Source organism: Kocuria rhizophila DC2201 (genome assembly GCF_000010285.1).
Classification (GTDB): domain Bacteria; phylum Actinomycetota; class Actinomycetes; order Actinomycetales; family Micrococcaceae; genus Kocuria; species Kocuria rhizophila_A.
Map to the genome: position 1 here is coordinate 1,246,096 of NC_010617.1, position 19,329 is coordinate 1,265,424.

17 protein-coding genes, 1 tRNA gene and 1 riboswitch are annotated in these 19,329 nt (G+C 72.9%); of the genes, 16 read left to right on the plus strand and 2 right to left on the minus strand.

Annotated elements, in window-relative coordinates:
- Window positions 1-37 precede the first annotated feature (37 nt).
- Window positions 38-131, plus strand: a riboswitch (TPP riboswitch).
- The 11 genes from KRH_RS05500 (at window position 119) to KRH_RS05550 (ending at window position 9,611) form a co-directional block, all read left to right on the plus strand.
- A complete protein-coding gene (locus KRH_RS05500) occupies window positions 119-1,669 on the plus strand; it encodes a bifunctional hydroxymethylpyrimidine kinase/phosphomethylpyrimidine kinase (RefSeq protein ID WP_012398197.1) in 1,551 nt (516 codons plus the stop codon). It overlaps the preceding riboswitch by 13 nt.
- Window positions 1,670-1,915: 246 nt before the next feature.
- Window positions 1,916-2,227 (plus strand): 50S ribosomal protein L21, encoded by a 312-nt coding sequence (gene rplU / locus KRH_RS05505; protein ID WP_012398198.1) that lies wholly within the window; start codon window positions 1,916-1,918, stop codon window positions 2,225-2,227.
- A 41-nt stretch (window positions 2,228-2,268) separates the two neighbouring features.
- Window positions 2,269-2,523, plus strand: coding sequence for a 50S ribosomal protein L27 (rpmA, locus tag KRH_RS05510; RefSeq protein ID WP_012398199.1), 255 nt, complete (start codon window positions 2,269-2,271; stop codon window positions 2,521-2,523).
- Between the two features lie 150 nt (window positions 2,524-2,673).
- Window positions 2,674-4,269, plus strand: coding sequence for a GTPase ObgE (gene obgE, locus KRH_RS05515; protein WP_012398200.1), 1,596 nt, complete (start codon window positions 2,674-2,676; stop codon window positions 4,267-4,269).
- The gene (gene proB, locus KRH_RS05520; protein WP_172599354.1) at window positions 4,266-5,528 is read left to right on the plus strand and encodes a glutamate 5-kinase; all 1,263 of its coding nucleotides are present in this window, start codon (window positions 4,266-4,268) and stop codon (window positions 5,526-5,528) included. Before obgE ends, proB begins: the two co-directional genes overlap by 4 nt.
- Window positions 5,529-5,623: 95 nt before the next feature.
- On the plus strand, window positions 5,624-6,931 hold the full coding sequence (locus KRH_RS05525) for a glutamate-5-semialdehyde dehydrogenase (protein ID WP_012398202.1): 1,308 nt from the start codon (window positions 5,624-5,626) through the stop codon (window positions 6,929-6,931).
- Window positions 6,932-7,012: 81 nt separating this feature from the next.
- Window positions 7,013-7,270 (plus strand): hypothetical protein, encoded by a 258-nt coding sequence (locus KRH_RS05530; RefSeq protein ID WP_012398203.1) that lies wholly within the window; start codon window positions 7,013-7,015, stop codon window positions 7,268-7,270.
- A 104-nt stretch (window positions 7,271-7,374) separates the two neighbouring features.
- Window positions 7,375-8,046 (plus strand): nicotinate-nucleotide adenylyltransferase, encoded by a 672-nt coding sequence (gene nadD / locus KRH_RS05535; RefSeq protein ID WP_041297572.1) that lies wholly within the window; start codon window positions 7,375-7,377, stop codon window positions 8,044-8,046.
- Window positions 8,043-8,924: a hypothetical protein gene (locus tag KRH_RS05540; RefSeq protein WP_012398205.1), complete on the plus strand. Its 882-nt coding sequence runs from the start codon at window positions 8,043-8,045 to the stop codon at window positions 8,922-8,924. The genes nadD and KRH_RS05540 overlap by 4 nt, the downstream gene beginning before the upstream one ends.
- A gap of 29 nt (window positions 8,925-8,953) precedes the next feature.
- Complete coding sequence (gene rsfS, locus KRH_RS05545) at window positions 8,954-9,373, plus strand: ribosome silencing factor (RefSeq protein ID WP_012398206.1); 420 nt, start codon at window positions 8,954-8,956, stop codon at window positions 9,371-9,373.
- A 162-nt stretch (window positions 9,374-9,535) separates the two neighbouring features.
- Window positions 9,536-9,611 (plus strand) — tRNA-Ala (locus tag KRH_RS05550).
- Window positions 9,612-9,670: 59 nt separating this feature from the next.
- Here KRH_RS05550 and KRH_RS05555 read toward each other — a convergent pair.
- Window positions 9,671-10,387 (minus strand): hypothetical protein, encoded by a 717-nt coding sequence (locus KRH_RS05555; protein ID WP_231844728.1) that lies wholly within the window; start codon window positions 10,385-10,387, stop codon window positions 9,671-9,673.
- 90 nt (window positions 10,388-10,477) lie between these two features.
- On the opposite strand from KRH_RS05555, the gene KRH_RS05560 reads away from it, so the two are divergent.
- Window positions 10,478-10,660 (plus strand): hypothetical protein, encoded by a 183-nt coding sequence (locus tag KRH_RS05560; protein WP_012398208.1) that lies wholly within the window; start codon window positions 10,478-10,480, stop codon window positions 10,658-10,660.
- Window positions 10,661-10,705: 45 nt separating this feature from the next.
- The gene (locus KRH_RS05565) at window positions 10,706-10,918 is read left to right on the plus strand and encodes a hypothetical protein (RefSeq protein ID WP_012398209.1); all 213 of its coding nucleotides are present in this window, start codon (window positions 10,706-10,708) and stop codon (window positions 10,916-10,918) included.
- Window positions 10,919-11,029: 111 nt separating this feature from the next.
- Here KRH_RS05565 and KRH_RS05570 read toward each other — a convergent pair whose 3' ends face one another.
- Window positions 11,030-11,917: an EamA family transporter gene (locus KRH_RS05570; RefSeq protein WP_012398210.1), complete on the minus strand. Its 888-nt coding sequence runs from the start codon at window positions 11,915-11,917 to the stop codon at window positions 11,030-11,032.
- Between the two features lie 309 nt (window positions 11,918-12,226).
- Here KRH_RS05570 and KRH_RS05575 point away from each other — a divergent pair, with 309 nt between their 5' ends.
- The 3 genes from KRH_RS05575 to KRH_RS05585 all read left to right on the plus strand — a co-directional run bounded on the left by KRH_RS05575 (window position 12,227) and on the right by KRH_RS05585 (window position 19,186).
- On the plus strand, window positions 12,227-13,177 hold the full coding sequence (locus KRH_RS05575; protein WP_226905886.1) for a hypothetical protein: 951 nt from the start codon (window positions 12,227-12,229) through the stop codon (window positions 13,175-13,177).
- A gap of 439 nt (window positions 13,178-13,616) precedes the next feature.
- Window positions 13,617-17,765, plus strand: coding sequence for a Pls/PosA family non-ribosomal peptide synthetase (locus KRH_RS05580; protein WP_012398213.1), 4,149 nt, complete (start codon window positions 13,617-13,619; stop codon window positions 17,763-17,765).
- Entirely contained in the window at window positions 17,762-19,186 is a 1,425-nt protein-coding gene (locus KRH_RS05585; protein ID WP_081431590.1) for a DUF418 domain-containing protein, read from the plus strand. The genes KRH_RS05580 and KRH_RS05585 overlap by 4 nt, the downstream gene beginning before the upstream one ends.
- Window positions 19,187-19,329: the final 143 nt, after the last annotated feature.

Here is a 19,329-nt window from a genome sequence, read left to right on the forward strand (position 1 = left end):
CGCTCGGAGGAATCCGGGCGCTCCTGTGGCATGATCGGGCACGGACACGGGGTGCCGCCCAGCGGCTGAGAACACACCCGTCGAACCTGATCTAGCTCGAACTAGCGAAGGGAATGTCGTGATCGCCACGTCTCCTGCCCCCGCCCCGCGCGTCCTGTCGATCGCCGGAACGGATCCCACCGGCGGCGCGGGCCACGCCGCGGACCTGAAGTCGATCGCCGCGATGGGCGGCTACGGGCTGAGCGTGATCACGGCGGTGGTCGCGCAGAACACCCGGGGCGTGGTGGACGTGCACACCCCGCCCGTGTCCGTGCTCCAGGCGCAGCTGGACGCCGTGGCGCAGGACGTGGAGCTGGACGCCGTGAAGGTGGGCATGCTCGGCTCGGTGGAGACCATCGAGACCGTGGGCCGCTGGCTGGCGGCCGGACGTGCCCCGGTGGTTGTGATCGACCCGGTGATGGTGGCCACCGCCGGGGGCCGGCTGCTGGAGCCCGACGCCGAGGACGCCCTGCGCGGGATCCTGCACCACGCGGACCTCATCACCCCCAACCTTCCCGAGCTGGCCGTGCTCGCGGAACGGCCCGTGGCCACCACGTGGGACGAGGCCCTCGCGCAGGGTCGTGCCGTGGCGGAGACCTTCGGCACGCGCGTGCTCGTCAAGGGCGGGCACCTCGCGGGGGACACCACGCCGGACGCCCTCGTGGTTCCCGGCCGGGCCGAACCCGCCGCGCAGTACGCGGGAGCGCGCGTGGTCACCCGCAACACGCACGGCACGGGCTGCTCGCTGTCCTCCGCGGTGGCCACGGTGGTGGCCCGCACGGGGGACTGGGCGCAGGGCATCGACACCGCCCGCCAGTGGCTGCGCGGGGCGCTGCGCGCGGCGGACACCCTGCACGTGGGCCACGGCAACGGCCCGGTCCACCACTTCCACCACGTCCAGGACCTCGTCACGGACCCCACCTTCTTAGCCGGGGCGTGCGCGGACGACGCCGCCGGGCTGGGCTCCGGGCAGGGGCGGCCGTTCACGGACGAGCTGTGGGACGAGAGCGCTCCGGTACGGGAGCGGATCGCGGCGCTGCCCTTCGTGGTGGCCCTGGGGGACGGCACCCTGGACCGGGAGGCGTTCGAGTTCTACCTGGACCAGGACATGCAGTACCTCGAGTTCTACTCCCGGGCCCTGGCGCTGCTGGCCGCCTCCGCACCGGACGAGGACTCCCGTGAGCTGTTCGCGAGCGCGTCCGCCGCCGTGGTCACGGGGGAGTCCGCCCTGCACCGGGCGCGGCTCGGGGACCGGCAGCCGCTGCCGCCCTCGGAGACCACGAGCGCGTACGCGGACTTCCTGCTCGCGCGCACGGGACAGGACGGCTTCGCGGTGGGGGCCGCTGCGGTGCTGCCGTGCTACTGGCTCTACGCCCACGTGGGCTCGGAGCTCTCGGCGCGGGCCCGGGCCGCGGGGCTGGACGGGCACCCGTACGCGGACTGGCTGCAGACCTACGAGGACCCCGCCTTCCAGGCCGCCACGGAGGCCGTGCGCGAGATCGTGGACCGGGCGGCGTCGTGCGCGGACCCCGCCACCCGCGAGGCCATGCGACGCGCCTACCTGCGGGCCTGCCGGCTCGAACTCGCGTTCTTCGACCAGTCCGCGCAGCGTGGCGGGCAGGGCGCGTGAGTGGCGTGACTTCCGGGGATCAGGTACTCTGGGCTGTCGGTGCCGGACACCGGTGTGCGTCGTAGTCATTCCCACGCGCACGGAAAGCGGCACACTCGGGTGAACATCCTGTTTTGATGCGATAGCCACGCGGAATGCGGTCGGTCATGAACCACTGCGGCGTGATGTCTCGACATTCGCAGTCCTCCAGGAGCGCACCCGACCAATACACGCAGTCCATAGATGTCGAGAGAAGTGAGTTCCCAAGTGGTGTACGCGATTGTCCGCGCAGGCGGCCGCCAGGAGAAGGTTTCCGTAGGAGACCTCGTGACCCTTGACCGCGTCGCCGGCGAGGCAGGCAGCACCGTAGAGCTTCCTGCGCTGCTGCTGGTCGATGGGGACAAGGTCACCTCCGACTCCAAGACCCTGGCCGACGTCAAGGTCACGGCCGAGATCATCGAGGACCTGCGTGGTCCCAAGATCTCGATCATGAAGTACAAGAACAAGACCGGCTACAAGAAGCGTCAGGGTTTCCGCGCCGAGCTGACCACGGTCAAGATCACCGGCATCGACGCCTGATCCGGTCCCCCGTACATTTCCAACGAAGGTAGGCACACACCATGGCACACAAGAAGGGTGCGAGCTCCACTCGCAACGGCCGTGACTCCAACGCCCAGTACCTGGGTGTCAAGCGCTTCGGCGGCCAGTCCGTCAACGCCGGCGAGATCATTGTCCGCCAGCGCGGGACCCACTTCCACCCGGGCCTGAACATGGGCCGCGGCAAGGACGACACCCTGTTCGCCCTGGCCGCCGGTGTCGTCGAGTTCGGCACCCGTCGTGGCCGCCGCGTGGTCAACATCCAGACCGCCGAGTAGCAGATTCTTCGGACCCCTGGGTCCACCCGCCGCCACGTCCACGTGGCGACGACCACTGGAGGGTGGGCGCGTCACGCGCTCACCCTCTAGTCTTTTGAGCACAGCACCGGTCCGCCCGCGCCGCGGACGACCACGACCTCGAGGAGCCACGTGGCCAGTTTTGTTGATCGCGTCATCGTCCACGCCACGGGCGGCAACGGCGGCCACGGCTGCGTGTCCGTCAAGCGTGAGAAGTTCAAGCCCCTGGGCGGGCCGGACGGCGGCAACGGCGGGGACGGCGGTTCCGTGATCCTGCGCGTGGACGGGCAGTCCACCACGCTGCTCGGCTTCCACCACGCGCCCCACCAGAAGGCCCCCAACGGGGAGCCCGGCAAGGGGGACATGCGCCACGGCTTCAAGGGTCAGGACCTCGTGCTGTCCGTGCCGGACGGCACCGTGGTCAAGGACCGCGAGGGCAACGTGCTCGCGGACCTGCTCGGCGAGGGCAGCGAGTACGTGCTGGCCGCGGGCGGTCAGGGCGGGCGCGGCAACGCGGCTCTCGCGTCCCCCAAGCGCAAGGCCCCCGGCTTCGCGCTGCTCGGCACCCCGGGCGAGGAGCAGGAGGTGGAGCTCGAGTTGAAGTCCATCGCGGACATCGCGCTCGTGGGCTTCCCCTCCGCCGGCAAGTCCAGCCTGATCGCCGCCATGAGCGCGGCCCGGCCCAAGATCGCCGACTACCCCTTCACCACGCTCGTCCCCAACCTGGGCGTGGTCCAGGCCGGGGACACCCGCTTCACCGTGGCGGACGTGCCCGGGCTGATCCCGGGAGCCTCCGAGGGCAAGGGGCTGGGCCTCGAGTTCCTGCGCCACGTGGAGCGCTGCGCCGCCCTGGTGCACGTGATCGACTGCGCCACCCTGGAGCCCGGCCGGGACCCCCTCACGGACCTTGACGCACTGGAGGAGGAGCTGGCCCACTACGCGCAGGACATCGCGGACGAGGACCCCTCCTCGATCCCGCTCACGCAGCGGCCCCGCCTGGTGGTCCTCAACAAGGTGGACGTCCCCGAGGCCCGGGAGCTCGCGGACTTCGTGCGGGTGGAGCTGGAGCAGCGCGGCTACCCGGTCTTCGAGATCTCCACGGCCTCCCACGAGGGGCTGCGGGAGCTGAGCTTCGCGATGGCGGCACTGGTCTCCGAGGCCAGGGCCCAGGAGGAGCAGCGGGAGCAGCAACGACAGACGGTGCCCGTGCTGCAGCCCGAGCCCGTGCGGCGTCGTCGTGGCCGGGACCGCAGGGAGTTCGTGATCACGCGCGAGGACCGCGCCGAGGAGCCGCTGTACCACGTGCGCGGGGAGAAGCCCGAGCGCTGGGTGCTGCAGACGGACTTCAACAACGACGAGGCCGTGGGCTACCTCGCGGACCGCTTCGCCAAGCTCGGCATCGAGGACGAGCTGTTCCGGATCGGGGCCAAGCCGGGCAACGCCGTGCTGATCGGGCCCGAGGAGAACGGGGTGGTCTTCGACTGGGAGCCCACCATGGTGGGCGGCGCCGAGCTGCTGGGCGGGCCCCGCGGCTCGGACCTGCGCCTCGAGGAGACCTCCCGCCCCACCCGCCGCGAGAAGCGGGAACAGTTCTACGACCGCATGGACGCGAAGTCCGAGGCCCGCGCGGAGCTCGAGCAGGAGCGCCGCGCCGGGGTCTGGACCGAGTCCGTGGACGCACGAGATCGCCGCCGCACGTCCGAGACGAAGGAGACGAACGAGAAGTGACCCACCACGAGAAGACCCCCACCGAGACCATCGACGTCTCCGCCGTGGAGCAGCAGGCCTCGAAGTCCGCGATCCAGCTCAGCACCGAGAGCCGCGGCAAGAACCGGCGCTCGGCCGTCGAGAGCCGGGAGGAGCTGCCCAAGGCCCGCCGCGTGGTCGTGAAGGTGGGCTCCTCGTCCCTGACCTCCATCGAGAACTCCATCGACGAGAACGCCCTGCGCTCGATCGTGGACGCCCTCGGACGCATCAAGGCCCAGGGTGTGGAGGTGGTGTTCGTGTCCTCGGGTGCGATCACCGCGGGGCTGCAGCCGTTGGGGCTGTCCAAGCGCCCCAAGGACCTCGCGACCAAGCAGGCCGCGGCGTCGGTGGGCCAGGGTCTGCTGATCTCCCGCTACACCGAGCACTTCGCGCGCTACGACGTCACGGTGGGGCAGGTGCTCGTGACCGCCGAGGACCTCATGCGCCACTCGCAGTACAAGAACGCGCACCGCCAGATCGAACGGCTGCTGGACCTGGGGATCCTGCCGATCGTCAACGAGAACGACGCCGTGGCTACCCACGAGATCAGGTTCGGCGACAACGACCGGATCGCGGCTCTGGTGGCCCACCTGATCAAGGCGGACGCGCTGCTGCTGCTCTCGGACGTGGACGCGCTCTACACCCGCCCGCCCAAGGACGGCGGGGAGCGGATCGCCACCGTCACGGACCCCATCGCGGACCTCGAGGGCGTCGAGATCGGCACCGTGGGCCGCGCCGGCGTGGGCTCCGGTGGCATGGTGACCAAGGTGCAGGCGGCGCGCATCGCGGCGGCATCAGGCATCCCGGCGCTCGTGACCTCCGCGGCGAACATCGAGAGCGCCCTGGCTGGCGACGACGTGGGCACGTGGTTCGCCACGACCGGCGGGCGGCGCAACGTGCGCCTGCTGTGGCTCGCGCACCTCGCGGACATCAAGGGCACCCTGACCCTGGACGACGGCGCCGTGGAGGCCATCCGGGGGCGGCGCTCGCTGCTCGCGGCGGGTGTGACCGCGGTGGACGGGACGTTCAGCGCCGGGGACCCCGTGTCCATGGTGGACGCCGCCGGCACCGAGGTGGGCCACGGGCTCGTGAACTACGGCTCGGACGAGATCCCGGGGATGCTCGGCAAGCGCACGTACGAGCTCGGGGAGGAGTTCGGGGAGGACTACGCCCGCGAGCTCGTGCACGTGGACAACCTCGTGAACCTGCGCCCGCGCTCGGCCCGCACCACCCTGAAGTGACCCGCGGCGGCTGAGGCCGCAGCGCTCGGCAGCCACGGCGCGGTGCGCCGTCGGGACCGCCGCAGACCACCCACGACCGACCCGCAGGAGGAACCATGGCAGAGAACACGTCCGTACTGACCGCGCAGGAGACCTTTGGCGACGACCCCGTGACCGGCGTCGGTCTCATGGCCGACGACGCCCGGGTTGCCGCGCGCACGCTCGCCAAGGCCCCGCGCGCCTGGAAGGACCGCGCCCTGAACCTCATGGCGGATCGCATCGAGGCCCGTCGCGAGACCATCCTCGAGGCGAACGCCCGGGACCTCGAGCGTGGCCGCGAGGCGGGGACGTCCGCCGCGCTGCTGGACCGGCTCAAGCTCGACGCCGCGCGCATCACCGGCCTGGCCGACGCCCTGCGCGAGCTGGCGACCCTGCCCGATCCCGTGGGCTCCGTGGTGCGGGGCCAGACCCTGGCGAACGGCCTGCGGATGCGCCAGGTGCGCGTGCCCATGGGCGTAGTGGGCGTGATCTACGAGGCGCGGCCCAATGTGACCGTGGACATCGCCGGGATCGCCGTGAAGTCCGGCAACGCCGTGCTGCTGCGCGGCGGATCGGCCGCGTTCGACTCCAACCGCGCGCTGGTGGGCGTCCTGCGGGACGCCCTCGCGGACGCCAAGCTGCCCGTGGACTGCGTGCAGACCGTGGACGACTACGGCCGGGAGGGCGCGAACGCCCTGATGGGTGCCCGCGGCAAGGTGGACGTGCTCATCCCGCGCGGCGGCCACGGTCTCATCCAGTCCGTGGTCACCAACGCCACGGTGCCGGTGATTGAGACGGGCGAGGGCAACGTGCATGTGTTCGTGGACGCCTCCGCCCCCGTGGAGATGGCCACCCGGCTGGTGGTGAACTCCAAGACCCACCGCACCTCCACGTGCAACTCCGCGGAGACGCTGCTGCTGCACGGCGCGGCCGAGGAGGCCTCCCGCGAGGTGCTAGCGGCCCTCGACAAGGCCGGGGTGGCCCTGCACGTGGACGACCGCGCCGCGGCCCTGCTGCCCCCGGGATCCGACCACCTCAAGGCCACGGACGAGGACTGGGACACCGAGTACCTCGACATGGACATGGCCGTGAAGGTCGTGGACGGGCTGGACGAGGCCATGGAGCACATCCGCCGCCACTCCACCGGGCACACGGAGGCCATCATCACCAACGACCTCGCGAATGCCGAGCGCTTCTCCGCCGAGGTGGACGCCGCGGCCGTGATGGTCAACGCGTCCACGCGCTTCACGGACGGCGGCCAGCTGGGCCTCGGTGCGGAGATCGGGATCTCCACCCAGAAGATGCACGCGCGCGGACCCATGGGCCTGGAGGAGCTGACCACCACCAAGTGGCTGGTCCAGGGTGACGGGCACGTGCGCCCCTGAGACGTACCATGGAACGGACGTGACCGCACAGACGTCCTCCGCACCACCACACCGGCCCCGCCGGACCGAGAAGGGAACCACATGAGCTCGCTGCCCCTGTTGTCCAACGCCACCCTCGTGGCCGCCGAGGAGTCCCACAGCATCAACGAGCAGCTGCATGCCATGGCCCCGGTGTTCGGCGCCGTGGCGTTCGCGCTGTTCGTGCTGGGACTCGTGGCCGCCATGTCCTTCTCGTCCCGCGGCAAGGCCCCGGCGATCGGCGAGTACCACGATCCCGCCGCGCTGCCCGCGGACGAGCAGGCCATGCTCGACAGCGTGCACGCCGCGCCCCGCCACTGACCCCGGGCCCCGCTGGAGTGAACCCCACGAATGCCTCGGTGGTCGCGGCCGAGACGGAGCTGAACATCCCCCCGCGCACCCCGGGCAGGACCCGGCTGGGGGTGATGGGCGGTACGTTCGACCCCATCCACCACGGGCACCTCGTGGCGGCCTCGGAGGTCGCGGCGGTCTTCGACCTGGACGAGGTGGTCTTCGTGCCCACGGGTGAGCCGTGGCAGAAGGCCGGCCAGCAGGTCACGGACGCGGAGCACCGCTACCTGATGACCGTGGTGGCCACCGCGTCCAACCCGCGATTCACGGTGTCCCGGGTGGACGTGGACCGCCACGGCCCCACCTACACGATCGACACCCTGCGCGACCTGCACCGCCAGCGACCCGAGGCCGAGCTGTTCTTCATCACCGGCGCGGACGCCATGGCGGAGATCCTCACGTGGAAGGGTGCCGAGGAGCTGTGGCGGCTGGCCTGCTTCGTGGGCGTCACCCGCCCCGGCCACGTGCTCTCCGCGCCCGTGGGCTCCGAGAGCGTGTCCCTGCTCAACGTGCCCGCCATGGCCATCTCGTCCACGGACTGCCGGGCCCGGGTGGCCGAGGGCAAACCGGTCTGGTACCTGGTGCCGGACGGCGTGGTGCAGTACATCAACAAGTACGGCCTGTACCGCGGCGCGGCAGAGCCCTCCGCGGGCGGCCACACCCCCGCGGACGCCACCGCGCCGCGCCCTTCCGCCCCCACGGATCCGTCCGGGCACCCCCGCCCGGACCAGAGGAGCACCTCGTGAGCACACCCCCCGAGAACGGCCACGGGAACACCCCGGACTGCCCCTGGACCACGCACCCCGCCACGGGCGAGCACGAGCGGATCTCGCCCCCGGCCCCCATGATCGAGCTGGACACCCCGTCCCAGGGACAGCCGGTCAAGCCGCTGGGTCCGCGTCGGCTCGCGCGGCTGCAGCGGGAGATGGCCGAGCACGCCCAGCAGGTCCAGGAGGCGGAACGCCGAACCGGCGGCGCGGAGGTCGACGACGCCCTGCTCGCCACGCAGCGTCGGCTCGCCGAGCTCGCGGTGCGCGCGGCGGCCGCGAACGAGCAGGACCGGAAGGACGCGGACCGTGCCGTGGCCGCCCAGCCGGACGGCCCGGGTGCCCCGGGTGACGGTGCCGCGGGCGACGACCGGCCCACCCCGCCGCCGGCACAGAACGAGTACGTGACCATCACCTTCCCGGGTGCGGCCGCGGGAGCCGGTGGGGGAGTGGAGCTCGGCGCGCGCCTGGCGGACCCCGCGTCCCTGCCCGCCTCGGCCGTGCACTACGGACCCGTCACCGAGACCACCTCGATCCCGGTCCTCGCCCCGCACCCTGCGCGGGTGGCGTCGTCGACCGGGACGTCCGCGCCCGCCGAGGACGCCCCGGCGCACGGCACCGGTGGGGAACCCCGGTCCGCTGCAGCGCCCGAGACCTCCCACCCCGTCGCGGAGTCCCGCGGGACCACCTGGGACCCGGCACCGGCGTCCCCGGTGCGTGCCGTGGACGCCGAGGGCCTCGAGCTGCTCGAGCCCCGGGCCTACACCCGGGTGGCCTCCGGCACGCGCGTGCTGCTGGCCCTGCTGCTCGTGGTGATCGCCGCCCTGGCGGTCGTCCTGATCATGTTCATCCTCTGAGTCCCACCCTGAAAGGACAGCGCACCTCCGTGACTGCCACCACCGAATCCATCGACCTCGTCCGCGCCGCAGCCCTGGCGGCGGACCAGAAGAAGGCGGAGAACGTCGTCGCGTTCGACGTCTCCGAGAGCCTGGCCATCACGGACGTGTTCATGGTCGCCTCCGCACCCAACGAGCGCCAGGTCTCCGCTGTGGTGGACGCCGTGGAGGAGGCGCTGATCGAGCGCTTCGACCGCCGCCCCCTGCGCCGTGAGGGCAAGGGCGAGGGCCGGTGGGTGCTGCTCGACTTCGGGGACGCCGTGATCCACGTGCTGCACGACGAGGACCGCGAGTTCTACGCCCTCGAACGGCTGTGGGGCGACTGCCCGGCCATCGACGTCCAGCTGCCCGCGCCAGGCCGCCCGGACGCCGCCGGGCCGGCCGACGACGACGCCGCGCGCGCGGTCTGAGGGGCCGCCTCCGGCGATTTGCACGCGCCGGAGCATCCTGTCTAGGATGATCGAGTCGTTGACGGGAAACCGGAAACGAAGACGCCGTTGCGCGGCAACTCGGACACAGAATCCGGGTAAACGGGCAGTGACGGAGGCGTGGTAAAGTTTCGCGGGACGCACGGGGCTATGGCGCAGCTGGTAGCGCACCTGCATGGCATGCAGGGGGTCAGGGGTTCGAGTCCCCTTAGCTCCACCACACAGGAAGAATCCCCTCCACCGATCACGGTGGAGGGGATTTTTCGTGCCCGCCCGTTCCTACCGGGCGTCGCGCCCGCGCGGTTGACGCGCGGCGAGGGTCCGCGCGTCCACCAGCTCCAGACCCGTGACCGCGCAGGACAGACCCCGGTGGTTGCGCGTGGCCACTACGGAGACCACCGCCACCAGCAGCCACAGGCCCATCAGCAGACTCAGCAGCCCCGCCGCAGTGGCCGGGAGCAGGGCCTCGGCGGTCCGGCCCACCACGTAGACCCCGCCGACCGACGCGGCGCGGGCCAGGGCCTGCCCCGCGGACACGGTGCGGGGAGGCAGAGACGCCGCGCGGGCGGCGTCGTCGGCGTCGGGCAGCGCCGGTGCCAGCCACACGGTCTTCTGGCCCGCGGACGCCCGGGTCCCGGACAGCGCCGGGACCACGATCCACAGCAGACCCGGCAGCAGCACCGTGACGAGCACCTCCGCGGTGTGGCCGGGCCGCTTCCAGCCCGTGACGTGCACCAGCATCGCCCACGCCACGGTGGCCGCGGTGCAGTCCAGCTCGGCGGGCACGGGCAGCGGGAGCAGGGTGTACGCGAACAGCCCCGCCGCGTAGAGACTGACGGCCAGCGCACCCAGCAGCCGAGGCACGGTCAGACGGCCGTAGTGCCGGTACTGCCAGACCAGCAGCGGGACGAGCACCGGCAGCGACAGCAGCGTCCCGCCGGCGAGGCCCATCACGAGCGGCCAGGTCCATTCGCCTATCTCCGAGCGCTTCTCCATCGTCGGCGGACTGCACGGGCGCGTGCCCCCGCCCGGGACGGCGGGCCCGGGCGGCCGATGACGACGCCGGGCCCACCGTACCGCGCAGCCGTGCCGATCGATCCGTGCGGCCCCGAGCCGAGAAGGGTCCCCGGTCGGCGGGGCTACGAGTCCGAGACCCCGGGGGAGAACCACCCCATCAACGCGATCCGGGACCTCGCGGCGGGCCTCGGCCGGGTGCGCGGTGTGGCCTACGCGGAGCAGTGCGCCCTCGTGAGGCAGGTGCGCACATGAGGGTCACCATCCACCAGCCCGACCTGCTCCGGGTTCTGGTACAAGATGGCCGTCTCCGACGCGTTCGTCGTCTCCCGGCACGACCAGTTCCAGAAGCAGGGGTACCAGCGGCGCGTGCGGATGCGCGGCACGTGGGCCTCCCACCGGCTCGTGGGCGGACCCGGGCTCCAGGCGGGGCCGCGTGTCCCGCCCGGGACCGCCGCCGAGCGCGAAGTCCGGCCCCGGCGGAGGGCCGGCGTGTGCGGCCTGAAGGCGTGACCGCCTGCAGCCAGGGCCGCCTGCCGCCACGCAGCCCTCGGCGGGCCGTCGGCCGGGGTGGTGCGGTTCCGCGCACCGTGGGCGGGCGGAGCGGACCCGACGCCCGCCCGGTCAGGGCGCCGGAGTCGGCCCCGCGGCGTCGTCGTCGGGGGAGCCGGAGAACCACACGAGCAGCGCCCCCGCCGCGACCACCAGCAGGATGCCCAGCAGCGCAGTGAGCCGCAGGCTCTCACCCAGCACGGTGAGCCCCACCACGGCCCCCAGGGCGGGGTCGAACGCGAAGAGCACGCCGATCACCCGCGCGGAGGTGACCCGCCCGGCCAGCGCGTCCACCGTGCCCGGGACGGCCACCCCGAGCACGGCGGAGACCGCGAGCCACCCCCAGTCCGGTGCCGTGACCTCGGGGACCCGTGCCACCGCGAACGGCGCGGTGCACAGGGCCGCGACGCCCACGGACAGGGCCACGCCGTCCAGACCGCCCCCTGCCGCGCCGACCCGCGCGGCGAACACCGTGTACAGCCCGAAGAAGACCGCGGCGAGCAGCCCCGCGGCGTAGCCGAGCGCGTCGAAGTACCCGGAGGGCCCCGCCGAGATCAGCACGACGCCGCCCAGGGACAGCAGCGCGCACGCACCCTCCCTGACCCTGCGGGCCGCCACGAGGGCCACCGCGCACGGGCCCAGGAACTCGAGCGTCACGGCCACTCCCAGGGGGAGCCGGTCGACGGCCGCGTAGAGACTCACGTTCATGGCCGCCATCGCGGCACCGTAGCCCACGATCCCGAGCCACTCCGAGCGCGAACGGCGGCGCACCCGGGGGCGCACGAGCACCAGCAGCAGGGCGGCGGCGATCAGCATGCGCAGCGCACTGGTGCCCACGGTGCCGTAGGACGCGAACAGCGTGGAGGAGATCGCCGAGGACAGCTGGATGGCCGCCGAGCCCACGAACACGAGACCGGTGGCGGTGAGCACCGCCCGGCGGGAGAGCACCGGTGAGGTCACGGGACTCCTCCGGGGACGGGGCGGGAACTGGGACGGGGCACCGGGCCACGGTATCGGACGCCGCCGCGCTCGACGCCGCCTCAGCACCCGGCCCGGGGAACACCCGTGCTCCGGCTGCCCGACCGTGTCCGGGGACCTCGGCACCCCGGGGTGCCGACCCTCGGCGCGCCCGCCCGGCGTACCGCACGGCGGTCATGGCACGCGCGGGGACGGTCGGGGCTCGCCGGGCTGCTCGGGACGCTCGCCGGGCTGCTCGGGACGCTCGCCGGCCGGTCGGGGTGGGCCCGGGCGCGGAGTAGCATGACCGCCATGCCCAGAAGACCCGCGCCGTCCGCCGCGGCGCCGCTCAGGCGTCGCAGTGCGGCGGTCGTCGCGGTGGCACTGCTGCTGGCCACCACCGTGCTCACGGCGCTCACCGCGTGCGCCCCGGACCCGGTGCCCACCACCGACTGCACCCACTACGGACTGGCCGCGGACGACCCCCGGGCCCGCCCCCACACCGTCACCCGCGCCACGCAGGAGACGGACGGGGACCAGACCCAGGCCGGGGCCCTCGGCCGGCTGGACCAGAGCTTCACGCACGGGGACACCACCAGCAGCTTCCACGTGGTGGACGGCGGGGTGGACCCCTCCCGGCCCGTGGGCCTCGTGGTGGACCTGCACGGGGACGGCGGCGCCGAGTTCTACGAACCCGGGGGCCGCACCACGTGCCTCGCGGCGGTCGCGGCGTCGCACAACGCGCTGCTCGCGGTGCCCCTGACCCCGGACGGCGCGGAGGACCGCACGTGGTGGCAGGAGATCGGGCCCAACCTGCGCTGGCTGCGCGCGCTCACGGAGGAGAAGCTGCTCACCGACCTTCCCGTGGCCCGGGACCGGGTCACCTGGATGGGCTACTCCGGTGGTGCCGAGATGATGACCTACGGGGTGCTCAGTGGCGCCCGCGACCTCGTGACCGGTGGGGCTGTGATGATCGGTGGCGGCGGCGCGCCCGACGCGCTGGTGCAGCCCGCCACGGCTCGACAGAAGAAGGACCTGCCCCTGTGGTGGGCCACGGGCTCGAACGACGTGGGCACGGACCCGAACGCCGACTTCGACGCCCTGCGGGCCGCCCGCGAGGGGCAGCGGTTCTACGAGGAGCGCGGGTTCCGGCGCACCCGGCTGCACGTGGCGCAGGGGCGCGACCACTTCGACATGCCCGACGCCGCCATCCTCGACGAGCTGCTCGGCGCGGAGGAGCCCTCTCCCACGGCCACGCGCTGAGCCGGGACACTGCGGCTCTAGTGGGCCGACACGTTCGGCACGGGGGGTGCGGTGCTGACGGGCCGACGCCGATCGGCGCCGGGGTGGTGCGACACCGGTGAGCTGACGCCGTTCGTTACGGGAACGTCGCGGTGCGGACGGGCCGGCGCCGGGGCGGGCAGGTTCCGACGCACTCGCGGGTCGCGAGCGCCGTGATCTCCATGCATCTGGGGAAGCATTGCACCCCCGTTCCGCCCTGCCGTATCCTGTGGAGCACAGACTGGGCCGGCAGGGGGATGCAACGCTGGGCACCAGGGCGCGCACGGGGGTGACGCGCCGTCGCACCGGGTCGGGGGACCCGGCAGACACGATCCGATCAGCCACAGCCGTGCGGGCACTCCGCCGGCCGCGTCCGCGTCCCCCTGCGTCAGGTCCTCAGCCGAGGGGGAACGAAGAACCAGTGGACCGTCATGATCTCAACGCAGGGCCCGCACCCGAGCCCGCCCCGGGTGCCGCGGCCCCGGACCGCGCGGTGTACCCGGTGCAGCAGCCGCCGCCACCGCGCACACTCGTGGACATCGTGCTGGACACGGTGGCCCGCTTCCCGGACGCGATCGCCCTGGAGGACGAGCACGAATCCGTGCCCTACGGGGAGCTCGAGGACCGCATCGAGACCCACGTGCAGCGGCTGTGGGACCTGGGCATCGGACGCGGGGACCGCGTGGGCGTGCGCGTGCCCTCGGGCGGGGTGGACCTGTACGTGGCCATCCTGGCCACGCTGTTCGCCGGCGCCGCCTACGTCCCCGTGGACTGGGACGACCCCGACGAGCGCGCCCACACCGTGTGGGAGGAGGCCGGCGTGGCCGCGGTCTTCGGACAGGGCCTCGAACTGACCCGACGTCCGGACGTGAGCACCGGCGAGCGCACGGAGACCCCCCGCACGCGCGACGACGCCTGGATCATCTTCACCTCCGGGTCCACGGGCAAGCCCAAGGGCGTGGCGATCAGCCACCGCTCGGCGGCGGCCCTCGTGGACGCGGAGGCCATGATGTACCTCCAGCGCCGCCCGCTCGGCCCCGGGGACCGTGTGATGGCCGGGCTGTCGGTCGCGTTCGACGCCTCGTGCGAGGAGATGTGGCTCGCGTGGCGCCACGGGGCCACCCTGGTGCCCGCACCGCGCAGCATCGTGCGCTCCGGGCCGGACCTGGGCCAGTGGATCGTGGACCGGCAGATCACGGCGGTCTCCACCGTGCCCACGCTGGCGTCCCTGTGGCCGAGCGAGGCCCTGGACCGCGTGCGGCTGCTGATCTTCGGCGGGGAGGCGTGCCCGCTCGAGCTGACCCGGCACCTGGTGCGGCCCGGGCGTGAGGTGTGGAACACCTACGGCCCCACCGAGGCCACCGTGATCGCCACGGGCGCCCTGCTCACGGGGGAGGCGCCCGTGCGGATCGGGCTGGCCGTGCCCGGGTGGGAGCTCGCCGTCGTGGACGCCCAGGGTGAGCCCGTGGCCTGGGGCGAGACCGGCGAGCTGATCATCGGCGGCGTGGGTCTGGGCCGCTACCTGGACCCCGCCAAGGACGCCGAGAAGTACGCGCCCCTGGAGTCGCTCGGGTGGGAGCGCGCCTACCGCTCCGGCGACGTGGTGCGCGCGGACCCGGAGGGGATCGTGTTCGCGGGCCGCGCCGACGACCAGGTCAAGGTCTCTGGCCGACGCATCGAGCTCGGCGAGATCGACACCCAGATGACCCGGGTGCCGGGCGTGAAGCTCGGCGCGTGCGCCGTGCACTCGACCCCCGGCGGCGGCAGCGTGATCGCCGGCTACCTGGTGCCCGAGTTCGAGGGATCGGTGGAGCTCTCCGAGGCCCGGCGCTGGCTCGTGGAGCGGCTCCCGGGGCAGATGGTGCCCGCGCTGTGCATCATGGACGAGCTGCCCATGAAGACCTCCGGCAAGGTGGACCGCAAGGCCCTGCCGTGGCCGCTCCCGAACACCACCGAGGACGGCTCCGCGCCGCTGGCGGGAGATCTCGCGTGGCTCGCGGAACTGTGGGCAGAGCAGCTGGGTCCGCTGCCGTTCACGGCGGACAGCGACTTCTTCGCCATGGGCGGCAGCTCCGTGGCGCTCGCCCGGCTGGTCTCGGCCCTGCGCCGGACCCACCCGGACACCGAGATCGCCAAGATCTACGCCCACCCCACCCTGGAGGGGATGGCCGGCTACCTGGCCACCCTCGGGGAGTCCCACGACGTCAAGCGCGACCCCCGCCCCACCCCCGCGGCCGCGGGCTGGCTCCAGGGGCTGTTCGTGCTGGCGCTGAACGTGGTCAACGGGTTCCGCTACGTGCTGGGCTCGCTGATCGTGGTCTGGCTGCTCGCGGTGCTGGCCGATGCCGGATGGGTGCCGCGGCCGCCGCTGCTGCCGCTCGTGCTGGGCTGGCTCGTGATGTTCTCCCTGCCCGGGCGGGTGCTCGTGGGTGCCGCCGTGGTGCGGCTGCTCACGGCCGGTCTGCGGCCCGGGCACTACCCGCGCGGCGGCTGGAACCACCTGCGCGTGTGGGCGGCCGAGCGCGTGGTGGTCTACAACAAGTACGACCTGCTCACGGGCACCCCCATGGCGCGCGGGCTGCACCGGCTGTTCGGCAACAGGATCGGCGCGGACGCCCACCTGTACAACACCCCGCCGGTCACGGGGCTGGTGAGCGTGGGCGAGCACGCCACCGTCGAGTTCGAGGCGGACCTCTCGGGGTACTGGCTCGACGGTGACGTCTTCCACGTGGGGGCCATCGAGATCGGGGACCACGCCCGCGTGGGCACCCGCACCCTGGTGGACCCCGGCATGCGGGTGGGCAGCGGCGCCGAGGTGCTGCCGGGCTCGCACGTGAGCCGCAGCATCCCGGACGGCGAGCTGTGGGGCGGTTCCCCGCTGCGCCACCACGGCCACGCCGGGCGCACGTGGCCCGCGGACACCCCCGAGCAGGTGGGGGGTCTGCGCACGTGGGGCCGGTTCACGTCCCACCTCGCGTACTCGGCGGGTGTGCTGCTGGTGGGTCTGCTGCCCTTCCTGGCGCTGATCCCCGGGGCCCTGATCGTGCTGACCCGGGTGGTCACCATCCAGGAGTACGAGATCGTGTTCCCGATCGTGGCGGTCTGGGTGCCGGTGTTCACCGTGGTCACCGCGGTGGTGTGGCTGCTGCTGGTGGTGGCGCTGGTGCGGCTGGTGGCCGGCGCGATCGTGCCCGGCTACTTCCCGCAGGTCGGCCCCGTGGGATGGGCCATGTGGCTCACCGAGGCCCTCATGCAGCGCACCCTGATCTCCACCTACCCGCTCTACGCCTCGTGCATCACCCCGTGGTTCATGCGGCTGCTCGGCGCCAAGGTGGGGCGCAACGTGGAGATCTCCACGGCCGAGACCATTCCCCACCTCACGACCCTCAAGGACGGCTCGTTCCTCGCGGACCACTCGCTCGTGACGTCCCACCGTGCGGGCTTCGGCTGGCTGCACGTGGGCACCTCCGTGATCGGCGAGCGCACCTTCGTGGGCAACTCCGGGATCGTGGGCCCGGACCGGGACCTGCCGGCCGACGCCCTCGTGGCGGTGCTCAGCTCCGCGCCGCACCGGGCGCCCACCGGCTCCTCGTGGCTCGGACGCACCGCGGAGCCGATCGCCCGTGCCAGGACGGACGCGGACGCGGAGTCCACGTTCCAGCCGCAGCGCCGGCTCAAGGCGGCGCGCGCGTTCGTGGAGGCCTTCCGCTTCCTGCCCGCCATGGTCTCGGCGTGGCTGGACCTGGTGATCGTGTACGTGCTTACGGGCATCTACATGTCCCACGGGATGGGGTGGTCCGGTGTGCTGGCCGCGTTCGCGTGGTCCGGCGTGGTGCTCACCGCGGCCAGCACGCTCGCGTGCCTCGTGCCGGTGCTGGTGAAGTGGGCCCTGATGGGCCGCTTCCGCGCCGGCGAACGGCCGCTGTTCAGCTCGTTCGTGTGGCGCAACGAGCTCACGGACGTGTTCGCCGAGTCCCTGGCCGTGCCCTCCATGATCCGGCTCAGCGTGGGGTCGCCCATGTTCAACGCCTGGGCGCGGCTGATGGGATCGCACATCGGCCGCGGCGTGTGGTGCGAGACCTGGTGGCTGCCCGAGTTCGACCTGGTCCGCCTCGAGGACAACGTGTCCGTGAACCGCGGCACCGTGCTGCAGACCCACCTGTTCCACGACCGCATCATGCGCATGGAGCCCGTGACCATGCGCCGGGGCTCCACCCTGGGGCCCAACAGCTTCGTGCTGCCGGGTGCCACCATCGAGGAGCGCACCACGGTGGCCCCGGGGTCCCTGGTGATGCGCCAGGAGACCGTGCCCTCGGACGGCAACTGGGGCGGCAACCCCATCCGCCACCTCGCCCCCGGGGACCAGGTGGTCAGCGCGCAGTTGGTGCCCACCGCGGCACCGGCCACGCGCCGGGGCGCCCACGCGGCGTCGTCGTCAGCCGAGCCCGCCACCGGGCCCGTGGCCGAGCCTGCCGCCGTGCAGCCCGCCGGGTCCAGCGCGGCGGGCCCGGCCACGGAAGTCCTGACCACGGGGGCGCGCCCCGCCCAGCACGAGGGAGTCACCGAATGACCCAGCAGAGTCTGCACGAGACCGTGCCCGAGGGGGACCTGCCACCGGGGCAGCGGCCCCAGCCAGGACCCCGCCCACCGCGCGAGGTGTGGCTCGGGGACCGGGGCGACGAGGGGCGCACCGCCGCGGAGAGCGAGCTGTGGACCGCAGCCACCCCCGTGGTCACCGCACCGCCGCGCTCCACCACCGCGCCCCGGCAGGGCGCGGTGACGCGCAACGTGACCAGCGCGGACGGGCGCCGCACCCGGCGGCGGATCATGGGTGTGGACGTCGCCCGCGGGTTCGCGCTCGTGGGCATGATCGCGGTGCACGTGCTCCCGGCGGTGTCCGAGGCCACCGGGGAGGCGTCCCTGGAGTGGCGGCTGTTCGCGGGCCACTCGGCCGCGCTGTTCGCCACGCTGGCCGGGGTGAGCCTCGCGTTCATGACCGGCGGGCGCCACCCGCGCCGGGGCCGGGACGGCACCCGGGCGCGGGTGTCCATCCTCGTGCGTGCGCTCGTGCTGTTCGTGATCGGACTGAGCATCAACCTGTTGGAGCTGCCGGTCTACAACATCCTCATCTACTACGGTCTGATGTTCCTGGTGGCGATCCCCTTCACGGTGCTCAGCGTGCGGTGGCTGCTGACGTGCTCGGCGCTGTTCGCCGTGGTGATGCCCTTCGTGATGCAGTGGTCGCTGTCCGTGCTGCCCGCGCACGTGTACGGCAATCCGGGGTTCGCGGAGCTGTTCACGGATCCCACCGCGGTGTTCGCGGAACTGTTCCTCACCGGCACCTACCCCGCGCTGCCGTGGATGACGTTCATCTGCCTGGGCATGGCCCTGGGCCGGCTGCCGCTGTCCCGGGACCGGGTGCAGGTGCTGCTGGTGATCGTGGGCGCGGTGCTGGCCGCGGCCGCCCGGGGCTTGTCCCTGCTCATGCTCCTGCGCTTCGACCTCGAGAACGCTCTGGTGGACGCGACCCCGTGGATGACGGCGGACGACGTGTGGAACATCCAGATCTACGGGCCGGATCCCCAGCTGCCGGACACCTCCTACCTGTGGCTGCTGCTGAGCGGGCCGCACACGAACACCCCGTTCGCGCTGCTCGAGAGCGCCGGGCTGGCCATGGTGGCCCTGGGGGCGTTCCTGCTGCTGTGCCGGGTGATCGGCAAGTGGCTCACGTGGCTCGGGGCCATGGGCTCCATGACCCTCACGCTCTACGTGTCCCACCTGGTGCTGCTGGCCTTCGTGTGGACGGACACCACGCCCTGGTTCTGGTTCCTGGTGCAGGTGGCCGTCGCGGCGCTCTTCGCGGTCGCGTGGCAGCAGGCCGTGGGCAACGGGCCGCTGGAGCGGCTGGTCACCCGGGTGTCCAAGGGCGCGGCGGCCGCGGTGGTCCCGGACCGCCGGGGGCGGCGCCGGGCGGAGACCCCGCCGCGGTAGACCCGATCCCGGCACCCGCCGGACGCCTGGGGCGGGGGTTCGGTGCCTGCCGGGGCCTGGTGTATGCCGAGGGTCCGGCGAGTGCCGGGCTCGCCGGTGGTGCGCATGCCCGGCCCCGCTTCAGTCGTGCGGGTCCGGGACCA